At 58.7% G+C, this 15443-nt stretch carries 12 protein-coding genes and 3 pseudogenes; 8 read left to right on the top strand and 7 right to left on the bottom strand.

The genetic code is table 11. The features are described 5' to 3' along the window. The first annotated feature begins 734 nt into the window (after positions 1-734). Positions 735-1106 carry a helix-turn-helix domain-containing protein gene (locus tag FHX08_RS26965; RefSeq protein ID WP_210288401.1) on the top strand — a complete coding sequence of 124 codons (372 nt, stop codon included), beginning with the start codon at positions 735-737 and terminating at the stop codon, positions 1104-1106. A 264-nt stretch (positions 1107-1370) separates the two neighbouring features. Here FHX08_RS26965 and FHX08_RS26960 read toward each other — a convergent pair whose 3' ends face one another. Both FHX08_RS26960 and FHX08_RS26955 read right to left on the bottom strand, forming a co-directional pair. After that, the gene (locus FHX08_RS26960; RefSeq protein WP_184327940.1) at positions 1371-2210 is read right to left on the bottom strand and encodes an SDR family NAD(P)-dependent oxidoreductase; all 840 of its coding nucleotides are present in this window, start codon (positions 2208-2210) and stop codon (positions 1371-1373) included. A 10-nt stretch (positions 2211-2220) separates the two neighbouring features. Further along, complete coding sequence (locus tag FHX08_RS26955) at positions 2221-2559, bottom strand: hypothetical protein (RefSeq protein WP_184327939.1); 339 nt, start codon at positions 2557-2559, stop codon at positions 2221-2223. 814 nt (positions 2560-3373) lie between these two features. Between FHX08_RS26955 and FHX08_RS26950 the strand changes: the two genes are divergently transcribed. The 3 genes from FHX08_RS26950 to FHX08_RS26940 all read left to right on the top strand — a co-directional run bounded on the left by FHX08_RS26950 (position 3374) and on the right by FHX08_RS26940 (position 7326). Continuing rightward, positions 3374-4405, top strand: coding sequence for an ABC transporter substrate-binding protein (locus FHX08_RS26950; RefSeq protein ID WP_184327938.1), 1032 nt, complete (start codon positions 3374-3376; stop codon positions 4403-4405). 326 nt (positions 4406-4731) lie between these two features. Continuing rightward, complete coding sequence (locus tag FHX08_RS26945) at positions 4732-6054, top strand: alpha/beta hydrolase family protein (RefSeq protein ID WP_184327937.1); 1323 nt, start codon at positions 4732-4734, stop codon at positions 6052-6054. Between the two features lie 1014 nt (positions 6055-7068). Further along, on the top strand, positions 7069-7326 hold the full coding sequence (locus FHX08_RS26940) for a hypothetical protein (protein ID WP_132657291.1): 258 nt from the start codon (positions 7069-7071) through the stop codon (positions 7324-7326). 343 nt (positions 7327-7669) lie between these two features. Here the strand turns inward: FHX08_RS26940 and FHX08_RS26935 are convergent, their stop codons facing one another. The 4 genes and pseudogenes from FHX08_RS26935 to FHX08_RS31710 all read right to left on the bottom strand — a co-directional run. After that, positions 7670-8104: a hypothetical protein gene (locus FHX08_RS26935; protein WP_184327936.1), complete on the bottom strand. Its 435-nt coding sequence runs from the start codon at positions 8102-8104 to the stop codon at positions 7670-7672. Positions 8105-8509: 405 nt separating this feature from the next. After that, positions 8510-9241: pseudogene (locus FHX08_RS26930) on the bottom strand (OB-fold nucleic acid binding domain-containing protein); the annotation flags it as partial. An 11-nt stretch (positions 9242-9252) separates the two neighbouring features. After that, complete coding sequence (locus FHX08_RS26925; protein ID WP_184327935.1) at positions 9253-10509, bottom strand: sensor domain-containing diguanylate cyclase; 1257 nt, start codon at positions 10507-10509, stop codon at positions 9253-9255. 171 nt (positions 10510-10680) lie between these two features. Further along, positions 10681-10892: pseudogene (locus FHX08_RS31710) on the bottom strand (type II toxin-antitoxin system RelE/ParE family toxin); the annotation flags it as partial. A 160-nt stretch (positions 10893-11052) separates the two neighbouring features. Here FHX08_RS31710 and FHX08_RS31890 point away from each other — a divergent pair. Beyond that, positions 11053-11130 (top strand): annotated as a pseudogene (locus FHX08_RS31890) (antitoxin); the annotation flags it as partial. A gap of 47 nt (positions 11131-11177) precedes the next feature. Here FHX08_RS31890 and FHX08_RS26915 read toward each other — a convergent pair. After that, positions 11178-11882, bottom strand: a complete 705-nt coding sequence (locus FHX08_RS26915) for a transcriptional regulator NanR (RefSeq protein ID WP_184328048.1) — start codon at positions 11880-11882, stop codon at positions 11178-11180. A 182-nt stretch (positions 11883-12064) separates the two neighbouring features. Here FHX08_RS26915 and oiaX point away from each other — a divergent pair, with 182 nt between their 5' ends. Genes oiaX through FHX08_RS26900 form a run of 3 tightly spaced genes read left to right on the top strand, consistent with a single transcriptional unit; the run spans position 12065 to position 15422 of the window. Beyond that, complete coding sequence (gene oiaX, locus FHX08_RS26910) at positions 12065-13321, top strand: 3-oxo-isoapionate-4-phosphate decarboxylase OiaX (RefSeq protein WP_184327934.1); 1257 nt, start codon at positions 12065-12067, stop codon at positions 13319-13321. A gap of 2 nt (positions 13322-13323) precedes the next feature. Continuing rightward, the gene (locus FHX08_RS26905) at positions 13324-14658 is read left to right on the top strand and encodes a four-carbon acid sugar kinase family protein (RefSeq protein WP_184327933.1); all 1335 of its coding nucleotides are present in this window, start codon (positions 13324-13326) and stop codon (positions 14656-14658) included. Further along, positions 14658-15422 (top strand): triose-phosphate isomerase, encoded by a 765-nt coding sequence (locus FHX08_RS26900; RefSeq protein ID WP_184327932.1) that lies wholly within the window; start codon positions 14658-14660, stop codon positions 15420-15422. The genes FHX08_RS26905 and FHX08_RS26900 overlap by 1 nt, the downstream gene beginning before the upstream one ends. Positions 15423-15443: the final 21 nt, after the last annotated feature.

The following is a 15443-nucleotide window of genomic DNA, read 5'->3' as shown; positions in this document are numbered from 1 at the left end:
TGTTGGTCGACCTTCGTAACGCTCGCAATTCCGCCGCGCCAGCCCTGATTCTCGTTTTGTTCCGGAAATCCCCAAGAAGCTTTGACGCTCCAATGGATATCGGCAAGGTTTCTCTTACGCGTGAAAGCCATTGACCGGCGATCCCTATGGATCGTCCACCGCTTGGCTTCGGGCGGTGTTATTTAGATAACGCGTATCCAGCGCCGAACTCGGTCCGCAGACACAAGGCCCTCTCGCCAACGGCAACGCGGTCCGTCGCAGGCTTCGCTTGGCTTCCGTTGATGGAAAGCTCGCCGCCGCCATTCCGCGCAAAAGAGCGGCTCAGGTTCCGGAGATCTTCAATTCCACGACCGTGAGCGCCGGCTGTTGTCGGGGCACTTCGTCAGTCAATGCATAGACCGCGACTGGCTCGCTCATCCCCTTGAGTCATTCGTGCCACCGAAACTCGCCGACTGAACGCCCCGATCCACAGACCTCCCGGTCTGGCTCGGAGGACGACCTCTTAATGAGGTCTCAAGCCTGAACGGATGTCGCAGCATCAAAGCCCGTCATCCGGACAGCGGACCGGTTCAGAAAACGCGCGGAAGATTTTGCTACCGAAGGAACGTTGTTGGAAGTGCGTAACGGTAAATGCGGGGATACGGCTGCGGATACTTGGGTTGCCGGAGCAAATTGCTCATGGCAGAAGTCATCGGCAATCACCGAGGGTCATGACATAGTCACGGAGATAGATCTTGGCACAAAAGGTTGGACATCCCATCGATGCGATCGTCGGCGGTAACCTCGCACGTATCCGTAAAGCGAAGGGATTGAGCCTGTCCGCCGTCGCAGACGCCTTGGGCATTTCGTTCCAACAAGTCCAGAAATACGAGAAAGGCAAAAACCGCATCAGCGCCAGCGTGCTCTTCGAGCTCGGCCGGGCCCTCGCTGTTTCCGTAGACGAGTTTTTCCGAGGGGCCGAAACGTTCAGCCTTGATGATAAGGCGTTGGAGCCGTCTGGCCGCACATTTTCCACAGGTGGTCTCGAACATGTGAAAGATGTTAAAGTGCGGAGAGCACTGCTGAACCTGATCAAGACGGTGTCTGTTGATGTGGTCGAAGACTAGGGCGTGAACTCATAAAGCTCCGCAAACCGCCTACTTGGTGAACTCCAACACCGTAATTGCGCCGCTCTGCAGGTTTACGCCAACGCGGTAACAGCTCCATGTATTGGCAATAAGGTCTATGCCGTCCCAAGATATCCCGGTGAAGCAGTCCTGCATGCTTTTCATCGGAGGGGCGGAAGCAGGGTCCTTTTGCGGTTCCTGCTGAACAAAGCCAACGAGCGATATCAGAGGAATATCGATCCGATCAAATGATCACCGGCTAAATTACAGCTTGGCTTGTTCGAGGTCGCTGAAGCGGAGCGCTCTGCCATCTGCTGCGACTATCGCGTCCATCTCTTCTGCAAGCGCATCGCGATCATCGACTCCCCGCAGGAGACGGCCTGCAAGAGTATCGAAACGTCCGGCGGCGATATCAGCAATCAAGAGTGCAGCCCGCGACGGCTCGATGTTAACACCATCATCAAAAAGCTTCTGGATGCCGGGCAGGTACGTTTTCCCTGCCTGTGACGATAGCTGCAGTTCGGTCATCGCAGTCCGAACAAGACCGGGATCGACGGCAAAGGCGCGCACCTCGTTGCCGATGGTCGTGTCGTTCAGACACTCCGTGAGACGCATGATCGCGGCTTTGCTGGACGCGTAACCGGAGCCGTGAGGAAAGCTGTTGCCCGTTCCGCCACCAACGAGGTTCACGATCCGGCCGCTCCGCCGCGCCAACATTTGAGGTGACACCGTGCGGCAAGTGTTGAATGTACCTCGCAGGTTGATCTCGACATCCCGCCACCACACGAGGGGATCACAGTCCCAAATAGGACCAAAGCCGTGAAACGAGCCGTGGTTGTTGACGAGAATGTCGACCGGACCCAATTCGGTCGCAACGCGAGTAAGGGCTTTTTCAACAGCCGCAAGGTCAATGATATCCGCCGAAACAGCGATCGCTTGTCCGCCCTCTCCGTCGATGAGGGAGACCGTTTCTTCGATCTCCGACGCTGTTCGGGCAAGAACCGCGACCTTAGCCCCTTCCCTCGCCTGCTGCAGAGCGATCTCTCGACCTATCCCTCTGCCGCCACCAGTTACGACGGCGACCGTGTTCGAAAGACGAGCCATGCTAACTCCTTTAAATTTTGAAATTGGTCTGAATACAAACTATTGTGCGGCGGCCGCTGAAGGCAATGACGCGCCCCGACTTTCTGGATCCCCTGTGGCGACATTTTGCCCCGTCTATGTTCCGGTCAAGATCACGTCCCCAAGGCAGCGTCGCGTAGAAGCAATCGACGTAGAGCAGATCGGGTTTGCTCCTGTTTGCCTCGACCATGTCGACGACGAGTGGAATTCTCTCTTCAATCGAGAGCAGGGCATCCGAGCCACCCATCTCAGTGCGGACCCAGCGTGGAGCAACAGGGAGCAAGGTGTGGCGGTTCCCCGCATGCTGCGCAGCGTAGCCTTTCATCAGCATGGTGAGAGCCGCCTTGCCGGAAGAATAGAGTGGCCAAGATCCCTGGGATTTTGGATGCTGCCGAGTTAGGACCTCATGATGACGATTGTTCCTCCAGCCGGCACCAAGTTCCGAAGAAGCTCGCCTGCGCAAACGGGCGAGAACGCGTTCACGAGCATCGTGTACAAGAAATCGCACTCACCAGCACTTGCAGGGCTCTGCTCGATAGCGCGAGCAATACCGGCGTTGATGTAAAGGACCTCGAGTTGACGGCCCGCACGACGACTCTTCAGGGCTTTGACGCTCGCTGCAGTTTTTCAGGTCGAACGTTGGATTTCCAACCTGTCTGGATATCGAGCACCAAAACCTGTGAGCTCGTCGGAGGGAATATGCACGGTTGCTATCACTCGCCAACCGCGTTCAAGCCATTCTTGATCCGACGTCTGCCGAACCGGTCTGGTTGCCGCCGCCAAGCGTGAGTACACGTTCGCTGCCCGATGGCTTTCATGGTCGCATGCAGCGCCGCCTCGCCGAAGCGCTCACCTCCGTGACGCGCATTCGAAGCGCTGTTGAACACCCGACGCCAGTGGATCCATGACAAAATACTCAGCCGGCGCCTCCTCCTGGCGAGCTATTTTTTAGCTTTCTCGCCGATCAATTTAATCTTTGTCCACCAGCGTGCTTTGTGCCAGCCTGACTTCATTCCGGCCGTGGAGGAGCATCGTCGGAACATCGTGCCGACGACGGATCAATCTTCAACCCATAGAAATTCAGCCTGCATTTGTGCGGGGGTTCGCTCGTTTGCACGTCAGAGCAACATACGGGAGGAAAATCCATGCGACTGCTCGCAGCGCGAATGGCAGCAGCACTGCCATTGATCTTTTGCGCCACCATAGCTGTATCCGCCGATAGTGCCATCGACGTTTCTCTCGGCGACGTTTCGTTGAACAAGGTCGCCTTTCTGGTTGCCGCCGATAACGGCATCTACCAAAAAAACGGCCTGACAATCCATCAGTTCATAACCAAGGGAGCTGCCGCGCGCATCAGCCGTAGCGGTATCAACGTGCCCTCAGAATTCGTCGGAACGGATGACCAGGACGAGAGAGCGCCAATCTCGATCGGCGGCGGCAGCCCGTTGATCGTATCGATGACGACAGACGCCCGCTCCACCGATCGCGTTATCATTGCAACCACCGATAACCAGGCACGCTTCCACGTCATCAGCTCGAAGGCTTTGAATTCAGTCGATGATCTCAAGGGCAAGCGGCTCGGTTTTTCCAGCTACGGCTCCGTCAGCCATCTGATGGCGCTGGAATTGCTGCGACAGAAGGGCTGGAGCCAGGACGACGATATCTCGCTGATGGAAGAAGGCATGGCCTATTCGGCGCTGAAGGACGGCAAGGTCGACGCCTTCATCGGCAGCGAAATCTACTACACGATGGCGGACAAGAACGACGCCAAAGATCTCGTCAATCTGACCGACTACAATATTCCGCTCGCCGGATCCGGCATTAATGTCGAACGCAAATGGCTTGCCAATCATCATGACGAGGTCATGCGCTTCGTAAAATCGACGATCGAGGCCTATGCACTGATGAAATCAGACGAAAACGTCGTCAGGGCGGTGCTTGCCAAATGGTACGGCATCACCGACGCCAGGCAGCAAGACGACATGTACGCCCAGGTCGTCGCGTCACCGCAAAAGCCCTATCCCGCCGTCGATGGCATCAAGCTCGTCAAACAACTCTTCAGCTATCGCGAGCTCAAGCGGCGCGACGCCGATTATTTCTATGACAATAGTTTCGTCGCGGAATTGGACAAGAGCGGCTTCATCGACAAGGTTTATGCTGATCCCAAGGCGAATTGATCGGCGACATGGCCGAGGACTCGGCCGCTGCGTTCCTTCCGCGGGAGCCACAATCCACAGTTGCATTGGCGCGGCTTCTACAGGAACAGTCATGAAACAGCAGCACCGAACGGGAGGTTCACGATGATAGGTAAACCGCAGTTCGCCACGACCCCTATTGGCCGCTTTTACTGACCCTAATAAAGAGCGGTTCAGCGACAAGTTCTGCTGTCGGGCAAGCACCACAAGGCAGCGTCTGCCATTTTCCTCACCCGATTTGCCAAGGCGCCAAACATCGGCGCCTCCCCTTCCCTTTACCTTTCAATATGTCTGAGACGGAGGAATACATGTTTGCAATCCACAGGCTATGGGCTCTCGGCCTGACACTTGCCGCTGGCCTTGCGACGGGAGAGATGGCCCATGCCCAGAGCCATCCGGAATATGTCCAGTTTTCACCGAGCGCCACGAAAGGCGCACTCTACCGGCCTGACAGCGGTACGCCATCGCCCGTCGCCTTTCTGGCGATCCACCGCACCTCCAATTTCATGAGCATGATCGCCACCAAGGAACTTTCACAGCGTGGTTTCATGGTGCTCGGCATGAACCCGCGCTCGGACAACAACGAGGCAGCGGTCAGTTTCGAGGACATCGCGCTCGACATCAAACAGGGCGTCGAATTCCTGAAAAAACAGCCCGGCATCAAAGCGGTCGTTCTGATCGGTCACTCCGGTGGCGGGCCGAGCACCAGCTATTACGAAGCAGTCGCAGAAAAAGGCTCCTCCTATTGCAATGGGTCGGACAAGCTTTCCAAATGCTCCGACGAGGATGTCAAGGACCTGCCGAAAGCCGATGGCATTGTCTTCCTCGATGCCCATCCAGGCAATACGATCAACACGTTGCGCGGCTTGAACCCAGCGGTAAAAGACGAAAGTAAGCCAGACGACCTTGATCCGGCGCTCGATCCTTTCAATCCGGCTAACGGTTTCAACCCCAAAGGTGACTCACACTATTCCGCCGAATTCATCGAGCGCTATTCGAAAGCGCAATCGGTCCGCATGAACAAGCTGATCGACAAGGCACGGCAGATGGAGGCTGATCTGAAATCGGGTAAGGATCCGCGCGGCGACGACGAGCCCTTCATTGCCTATCGTGACCGCGCCCGCCTTTCCGACATCTCGACGGATATCTGGTGCTGCACCGAGCGACCGCAAAAGCTCCTGAAGAATGACGGCTCGATTTCGACCGAGGTCATCCACTCCGTTCGCGTTTCGACGCCAAAGAATGCCAAAGTCGATGGAAGCCTGAATGGCGGCGCTCTGTTCCTGACCGTCAAATCGTTCCTCAGCGCCAATGCGATCAGATCCAAGGACGCGCTGAACGACATCGATATCTGTTCGAGCAACAATTCGACGCTCTGCGCGGTGCAATCCATCACGATACCAACGCTGGTCATGTCGATGGGCGGTCACTACTTCGTTCGTGACGGAGAGATCATCTTCGATCTTTCCGCCAGCAAGGACAAGGACTTCATCGTCGTCGAGGGAGCCGTCCATGGCATGACGCCCTGCAAGCCCTGCTCGGAACAGACCGGCATCTCCTACGACAACGCAACGAAGAACCTCTACGACTATCTCGCCAATTGGGCGAACAATCGGTGGTCGCAAGACTGACATTGCGGTTCGAAACGGGCGGAGACCTTTCATGTGGGGCCTCCCCGAACAGCCACGTACCGCCGCGGAACGAGAACCGCTCGTATTCCTCATAACCCCGCAATCGCCAGATGGGCCGTGACCGGCCCACCATCGCGCTGCGGTTGGATTGCACACAGGCCGGGAGCTTCCTGACGAGAGCGACGGGCAATCGTCGAGATGCAAAAGTTGACGTCCTCGCCACTCCGCCAATAAACCTTCGCGGTCGCGTCCAGGTAAACATAACCACCTGCCGCCTTAATCTCCAAAAACTCGGCCAGGCTAAATTCATCATGCTCACGGTCGTTGCCCGATTGCTTGTAACCGCAGGAGGGGCAGCTGCACTCCACTCCGACTGGTTGATGTAAACCATGCCGACTGGGCTGGACCTGGTAATTTGAGTTCGGCTCGCGGCCGAGGAAAACGCAACGGCCGCCTTCTCGCGCGCCATAGGACAAGAAATTGAGTGCGCCGCGGTTGCTAATCTCTCACACGCGCGTGTGGCATTTTAGCATTCGGTAAAATTCATCAGTCATTAAGGGCAAGTCTACCTCATCAAAGTGCGACGGCGTAAAAAGCAGTTTCCAGAGATGGCCGAGCGCAATGTCATCTGGATGAAGGCGACCGATGCGGCGCGCCATGTCAGAGAGCCGGATTTGCGGACGCTCCTGTTGGCTGTTGCCCGGCGCTTTGGCGGAAACCACAAACTCTCACCTGCCTGATTGGCAGCGCTTCGAAGCGACGGGTCGAACCGATTAGCTCTGAGAACCTCAATCCGGAAACAATGCCGCGCAGCCTATCGAGTTTCGAGAGTATGTCGCAGCCGCATTGGAGTGTGCAATTTGCGTCATATCTTGAGCCTCCGATTTACGATGACGGAAAGCTACGCCACGCCTGCTAAGGGGTTGCCTGACGTTGATGACGAAGGCTCTATCTACGAGCTGGAACCGTGAGGCCTGCCGTGAGTTGGATCAGATCAACGGCGCGGGGAATGAAATGTCGAAGACAGACTGGCCAAAAGAGCCGATTACGGACGAGACCATGCAGACGCTCGACCGCATTCTCCGGGAATGGTGCGCTGAAGCAGGCGTCTCTCCGAACAGTGCCGAAGCGCAATCGAAAGCCAAGACACTCGTGGATTGGTTCGAGTTCGGCGTTCGAAGCGAGGATGAACTCGCCCGCGTCATCAGGGATGACATCAAGCTTGCGGACGCGTACGAGACGTCAACTGGACCAACCGGTAGGACAACATGAGCTTCCAGCGGAAATTGTTCGCCGCGTCTTCACTGGTCATCTTGGTCATGCTGGTTGCGATCAACCCGTTCGGCAGGAACCTCGTCGACATTCGGCCCATGCATTCAATGGTCGGGAACGTAGATTAATCGCACGTGTGCATGCGGCCTCACTACGCCATCGGTAACGGATGTTAAGTTAGAGGGGCCCGCCGCCGGAATGCCCTCGATCTGGGGATGCCGAAATGGTCGCCACGATAACCGACCTGCTTGCTTGCCGCGAGCGAAAGATGTCGAGGAGGTCCGATGGCGGCAAGTGGCCACCGTGCCATATCGAAGCTCAGTCGGTTTGGCCAAGCAACCGTTCAAGGTCGCGCCCGAAAACCAATGTTTTCGCTGCGAATTGCACTTGACTTGCCACCGTTCACGGTCTGATTGAACTGAGATTCATGGTCCCAATCGGCTTCGGCCTCTTCGGCCTCCTCTGGAGATAGTTGGACCACGATGATTTTGTCGAGCACGTCTGCCACGTCCTGGTCCATGTGGATCAAGTCCATGGACTTGCCCATGAACCCTCGCTTGCCGAACCTGTCGAAGCACATATCTGCGACCACACTTCGAAGATCGATGATTTTCTGAACCGCATCCTGTGAAAAGCGTGGCTCATTGGCGAAATCGAGCGCGTCGGACACTTCCTGTGCTCGAAATGACAGCGTCTCCGACCGAGACCTCAACCCATCGTCATCGAATACATCGTAGCAGTGAATGCCGACATATTCGGCGAAGACTGCCACCTTCATGACATCCTGCGATGAGATGTCCGGCTGGTTTCTATATTGGATCGTAGGCATGTGGAATCATCCTTGAATGGCTAGGATTATCGGGCACCGACGGATGTTCCTATTTTGTTCTTTCTCTCCGAGGAGTCAAGTACGCTTCTTTTTGAGGATCAACAGCGCGGCTTCGAGGTCGGCGTTAGCCGCGATCATGAGGGCGTGATTGTCAGCTACCTCGATCAATGCAGTGAGGACTTCATCGGGTCGCCAACCTGCCGTAACGGCTCGGTCAACCAAGCTTGCGAATGCGACATGAAGCGCGTCCTGACAGCGAATGAAGCGGTCAGGATCATCTCGGGGGACGTCTGGCGGCGATATCTCGTCCATGTGACAAAGATGATCTGACATCAAAAATGGGTCAATAGACCGCCGGGTATCCGGCCTACCGGGCGTACCGTGCGCAAGCTCATCTCCCCTGCCCGTTGGCAATTGAAACTCCAGGTCGCGATCAGCCAAACCCGTCAGGTCACCCGACAGGTCGAACAGCTGCTGGGCGACCAGGTGCACGACATCTCCCTCTCGTTGGATGCGGCCATTGATCGCCAGCATCGACGCTCCGAGCGCAACCCGCGTCGACCACTCGGACAGCTTGGACCAGATCACCACATTGGCGGCCCCGGTTTCGTCTTCGATGGTCATGAAAATCACGCCTTTTGCCGAGCCGGGCCTCTGTCGCACGGGAACCAGTCCGGCCGCCATCAGCCACCGCCCGTCACGAGCTGACATTGCGTAGGTGCAGGTGACGATGCGTTTTTCGGTCAGTTCACGACGTAGGAAGCTGACCGAATGTTCCCGCAAGGTCAGCCGGGTATGCCCGTAATCGAGAACGACGTTGTGGCCCTGTGTCATTTGACGCAGTTCGACTGTCGGTTCCTGTTGCTCGGCAATCGTTTCGGCTTCCCGTTCCGCAGCGGCCGCAAAGAGCGGCAAAGGCCCGCAATGCCTTGATCGCCCAGAGCGCATCACGACGCTAATTCAATGGAAGGTCGAAAGGCGTCCGCTTCGGCCAACTCCACCAGGGATGCGGCCGGAACGACCGGACCGTCGCCACATGTCGCCGACGCTGTCGAACGGCTGATCAGCGAGGGCGGCGACGATCCGGTGCCGCCCATTCAGCCGGCGAATGCGACTTCCACACTCTGACGGTCCTGAGCGACGATCTTACACCTAGTCTGGAACCCGTCACTTGGGATGGCGAGGACGAACTCTGGTGGAATACCGGTTGAACTGGAGACCGACAAGCCGGCGCCGTCTACTCCCAGGGTCCTGACCGTGCAGTCGATGGTCGAACGCCGGTCGTTGAAGATGATGGATCCTGCCTTCAGCACTCGCCGGCGCTGCGTGATCTGGTCCGCCCCACCGGCTTGTCCCCAGACAAGGCATCTGTTCCTGCCGGCCTGCTTGGCTTGATACATGGCAGCGTCCGCTTGAGCCAGAAGCGTCTCGATATCCTTCGCTACAATGGAAAGTGAGGCTATGCCAAAGCTCGCGCTGACCTGGAGCGCGCCTGCAGGGAGTTCAACTGAGAGCGACTGTACGAGATCTCTCAGCCTCTCCGCCGTCGCAAGCGCGCCTTGAAGGTCGACGTGAGGGAGTAGGATCGCGAACTCCTCGCCGCCCTGACGACTGAACAGGTCCCCTGCCCGCATCACCGTCCGACAAGCAGAGGCGACCGCCCTCAGGACCTCGTCGCCTGCGGCATGCCCATGATTGTCGTTAACCTGCTTGAAGTGGTCGACGTCGAACACGAGGCAAGAGATGTCGTGGCGGTGACGGACTGCGAGCGAGATTAGCCGGTCGGCTTCCTCCTTGAACGCCCGCCGCGTCATGGCTCCGGTCAGGCTGTCAGACGATGCGGTGCGAAGAAGCTCCACGCGATCCATCGCCGCACCGGCGAGCTCTTCGAGAATAGTCAGATCGCGACTGCTGAAGGACCGCGGACGGCGGTCAATAGCACACACGGTTCCCACAACGTGCCCGTCCGCTGTTCTAAGCGGCACTCCAGCATAGAAGCGGACATGAGCTTCGCCGGTCACCGCCGAGTTCTGCGAGAAGCGCTGATCCTTGGTGGCGTCCTGGACGACGATCGGATCTTCGGCCGCGACAACCTGCTGGCAGAAAGTGTCCTGACGGGGCATCTCGTCCGGCGTGAGCCCCAAGCAAGCCTTGTACCACTGCCGATGAGCGTCGATGAAGGAAACGATGCCGATGTCGACGTTGAAGATCTGCTTGATAAGGCGGACGAGGCGATCGAAGCCCGGATCTCTGGGCGTGTCCAGCATCTCGAGCTGCTGGAGTGCCGCAAGCCGCGCCTCTTCGCGAGCAATCATATCCTCAGATGATCTTCCGAATGTTCGCGATGCAGCCATGCCTCTTCCCCTGCTCGTCCATCTTACGATTCGGATCTTAAGGAAGAGCAACGCCCCTCTGCAACAGTGCGCTTACAGGACGAGTTCGCGGCCGTTCGTCACGGTTGGAACAGACGCCGGCCTCTCATGATCTAGCCGGCCGCACCAAAGAAGCTCGCCTCCGTCCAAACATCATTCGTTCGGACAATTAACGAAGCGCTTCATCAGATCCAATCGTTCATGAAGAATCGCCACGATGAGGGCGGGCTCATCTTCTCGAGGCAGACAAAAGACGTAGTGATGTTGGCATCGCGCCATTCGTAACGCCGGATAAAGCGCGTTCATATCCTTGAAGGACCTTCGCCCTCGGCAAGGTTTGCGATACCTCGCTCCAAAGCCGGGACGCGTTGTGCACGAGCAGAGGCAGATAGGGAGGATCGGCGTCTTCTTCGACATAGCAGATCTTTCCAGCGAACATTGGATAGAGGACCGGGGCGGCGGCCACATACCCACATAGGGGTTAATGTGGGTTTCCTCAGTTCAGGAGCACGCTAGACGAGCCGATTGACGATCGACATAACGGACCAACAACATCAAAGCCTAAAAGCGCTGGCCGCTTTGCAGGGCAGTTGCTTTTTTCAAGAACGGCCAGTCGCGCCACACGTCTGCATGCAGGCTGCTACAAATCCTCACCTTGCGTAGAGCGCGCGCGAGCGTTCGAGGTGCTTGAGGATCGCGGTTTCCGAGCCTTCGATATCATTGGCCTCCAGGCAGTCCACGATTTCCTCGTGTTCAGCCAAGGTGAACTTTTCCTTGCCGGTCCAGATCAGCATTTCCGTGTGATATTCCTTCAGCCAGGCAAGCATGGCCTCGCTGACAGCGACATAGATCGGATTGCCTGAGATCTGGGCGATGCGGGTGTGGAATTCCATATCGGCATTGATGAACTCTTCGGCGCGGCCGAGCGACGTGCGCTGGCGCTCGATGATGGCTCGGAGATCGCTGATGTCGTTTGTCGAGGCGCGCTGGGCAGCCTCGCGCGCCATCCCGCGCTCGAAGAAGATACGTGCACTTTTTAAATGTTCCAGCGAGTCCGCCGATTGCGACAGCATGATCTTGGCGGTGAGATCGACCTGGCGGAAGATTGACTTTGCCGTCAGCCGCAAGACCTTCGCCCGCTCGCCATGCGAAATGCTGACGAGCCCCTTGTTGGCGAGAGATTGCATCGCCTCCCGAATGGCAGGCCGGCCGACACCGAAGCGCTCCATTAGAACGCGTTCGGACGGCATCTCGTCGCCCGGTTGCAGCTCTCCGGAGGTGATCAGCCGTTCTAGCCGGTCAAAAACCTCGTCGGACAGTTTTCGACGGACAATAGGCTCGATGGCTGAGGTCATGGCGTCTCGCTGGCTCAAATCTTCTCTCTCCTTAGCATTTTCACCGATGGACGACAAAGCGCAGCACGCGAAATTCACACTTGTTAAAAATTTCCATTGCAGAAAATGGAATACTCATTATACCAGATCATGAGTTGACGCCATGACTCCTTGACGTGGCGAGAGGAGCAACCGGCAATTTCATGATGATAGTCCTGACCTACCGCATCGAGACGCCCGGCAGCGTCGAAGCGATGGCGAACAAGATCGCTTCGGATCAATCGACCGGCACCTTCGTTCCTGTTCCGCGCGAGACGGAGGAACTGAAGTCGCGTGTTGCAGCCCGCGTCCTCGCCATCCGCCCGCTGGAAGACGCAAGCCATCCATCATGGCCGGAAGCGCCCGGGGGCGTGAAGCTGCAGCGCGCCGACGTCGATATCGCCTTCCCGCTCGATGCGATCGGCACGGATCTTTCGGCCCTGATGACGATCGCCATCGGCGGACCTTTTTCCATCAAGGGCATGACCGGCCTGCGCGTCATCGACATGAAGCTGCCGGAGGCTTTCAGGGACGCCCATCCCGGCCCGCAATTTGGCATCCCCGGCAGCCGGCGCCTGACAGGCGTGGACGGCCGGCCGATCATCGGCACAATCGTCAAACCGGCGCTTGGCCTGCGGCCATCCGAGACCGCCGAGCTCATCGGCGAGCTGATCGAATCCGGCGTCGACTTCGTCAAGGATGATGAGAAGCTGATGAGCCCCGCCTATTCGCCGCTGAAGGAGCGGGTGGCGGCGATCATGCCCCGCATCCTCGATCACGAGCAGAAGACCGGCAAGAAAGTCATGTATGCGTTCGGCATCTCACATGCCGATCCCGACGAGATGATGCGCAACCATGACCTCGTGCTCGAGGCGGGCGGCAATTGCGCCGTCGTCAACATCAATTCGATCGGCTTCGGCGGCATGAGCTTCCTGCGCAAGCGCTCCGGCCTCGTACTGCATGCGCATCGCAACGGCTGGGACGTGCTGACGCGCCATCCCGGCATAGGCCTCGATTTCAAGGTCTATCAGCAGCTCTGGCGGCTGCTCGGCGTCGATCAGTTCCAGATCAACGGCATCCGCGTGAAATACTGGGAGCCCGACGAGAGCTTCGTCTCCTCCTTCAAGGCGATCAGCACGCCGCTCTTTGACGCTTCCGACTGCCCGCTTCCGGTCGCTGGTTCGGGCCAGTGGGGCGGCCAGGCGCCGGAGACCTATCAGCGCACAGGGCGCACCACCGATCTGCTCTATCTCTGCGGCGGCGGCATCGTCAGTCATCCGCAGGGACCGGCAGCCGGCGTGCGCGCCGTCCAGCAGGCCTGGCAGGCAGCAGTCGCCGACATTCCGCTCGGCGAATACGCCAGAGATCATCCCGAGCTTGCCGCTTCGATCGCCAAATTCGGCGACGGCAAGGCGGCGTGATCATGGGCGACCTGCTCGTCAGCTATTACGGCGACGATTTCACCGGCTCGACCGATGTGATGGAAGCGCTCGCGATCAACGGCATTGCCTCGGTGCTCTTCCTCGGCATTCCCGGCCAGGCCCTGCTCAATCGCTTCCGGAATTGCCGCGCCATCGGCATCGCCGGAACGAGCCGCAGCGAGACCCCCGCCTGGATGCAGCAGCATCTTTCGCCCGTCTTTGACTGGCTGAAGAGGCTCGATGCGAGCATCTGCCACTACAAGGTCTGCTCGACCTTCGATTCCGCACCAGAGGTCGGCAATATCGGCAAGGCGATCGAGATCGGCCGGGCCATCTTCGAACAGACGGTCGTGCCTGTCATCGTCGGTGCGCCGCAGCTGAAACGCTACACAGCCTTCGGCCATCTCTTTGCCGCCTATCAGGGCCGTGTCTTCCGCATCGACCGGCACCCGGTCATGAGCCGCCATCCTGTTACGCCGATGCATGAGGCAGATCTTGCGCTGCATCTCTGCAAGCAAACGGAACTTCCCGTCTCATTGGCCGATCTGGCACTGCTGTCGGCGCCGGATGCCGATGCGAAAATCGATCAGATGATTGCCGACCTCTCCGGCATCCTGCTCCTCGACGTCGATTCTGCCGAAAGCCAGGCCGCTGCCGGCCGGCAGCTGAAGCGGATCGCGGCTGCCAAGGGGAGCTTCGTCGCCGGTTCCTCCGGCATCGAATATGCGCTCATCAATGCCTGGCGCGACGAGGGCCTGATCGGCCCCAGCGTCGAATTCCAGTCTCCGGGCAAGGTCGAGCGGCTTGCCGTCGTCTCCGGCAGCGTTTCGCCAACGACCGAACGGCAGATCCGAACGGCGATTGCCAAAGGCTTTCACGATATTCCGCTCGATCCGCTCGCTTTGATCGGGGCCAATGCCGAGGCAACCCAGAACGTGGCGGTTGCCGCGGGTCTTGCCGCATTGAAAGCCGGCCGCAGCGTCATCCTTCACACTGCGCTCGGCCCTTCAGCCGATCGTGGCGCCGATATCGACCAGCTGCCCGGCGCCCGTCATCGGCTGGGGCAGGCGCTTGGCACCATCCTGCGCCGCCTTGTCGAAACCGAAAGGCTGTCACGTGCCGTGATTGCAGGCGGCGATACGTCCAGCCACGCGCTGAAGGAATTGCGCGTCGATGCGCTGACGACCCTCTTGCCGCTGCCGCAAACGCCCGGTTCGCCACTCTGCACCGCCCATGGCAGCTACGCCCCGACCGACGGGCTGCAGATCGCTCTGAAAGGCGGGCAGGTCGGGGCCGACGGCTATTTCGCGCAGATCCGGGATGGAAGGAAAGCCTGATGACCTATTGGGTAGGCACCAGCTTCAAGATGAACAAGACGCTCGCCGAGGCCATCCGCTTTGCGGAGCGCCTCGTCGAAACGGATCAGGCGCGCGATCCCCGCGTGCAGCGTTTCGTCATTCCGCCCTTCACCGCCGTGCGGGAGGTCAAGCAGAGGCTTTCGGGGACCTCCGTCAAGGTCGGTGCGCAGAACATGCACTGGGACGATGCCGGGGCGTGGACCGGCGAGATCTCGCCGATCATGCTGAGAGATTGCGGTCTCGATATCGTCGAGCTCGGCCATTCCGAGCGCCGCGAACATTTTGGTGAAACGGACGCAACGGTCGGCCTGAAGGTGGCTGCTGCCCTACGCCACGGGCTCACCCCCTTGGTCTGCATCGGAGAGACGCGGGCCGAGCGCGAGGCCGGCATGGCCGACCATGTGCTGGAACGACAGGTCAGGGGTGCGCTGGAACAGGTCGCCGACGCCGTAGGCCAGCCTCAGATCCTGCTGGCCTACGAGCCTGTCTGGGCGATCGGCGTGAATGGCATTCCGGCCACGGCCGATTATGCCGACGAGCGCCAGGCCGCAATCGGCGAGACCGCGCGCGCCGTCCTCGGCCGGTCGGTGCCGGTTCTCTACGGCGGCAGCGTCAATTCCGACAATTGCGACGAGCTGATCGCCTGCAAACACATCGATGGACTGTTCATCGGCCGCTCAGCCTGGGCGGTCGAAGGCTATCTCGACATCCTCGCCCGCGTCAGCCGGGCGATCTCATCCTGACCGCAGCAGAGCCGCAAAGAT

It is taken from the genome of Rhizobium sp. BK529 (assembly GCF_014194105.1).
Taxonomy (GTDB): domain Bacteria; phylum Pseudomonadota; class Alphaproteobacteria; order Rhizobiales; family Rhizobiaceae; genus Rhizobium.
Note: the sequence above shows the minus strand (reverse complement) of the source record. Positions and strands in the feature narration are given on the sequence as shown.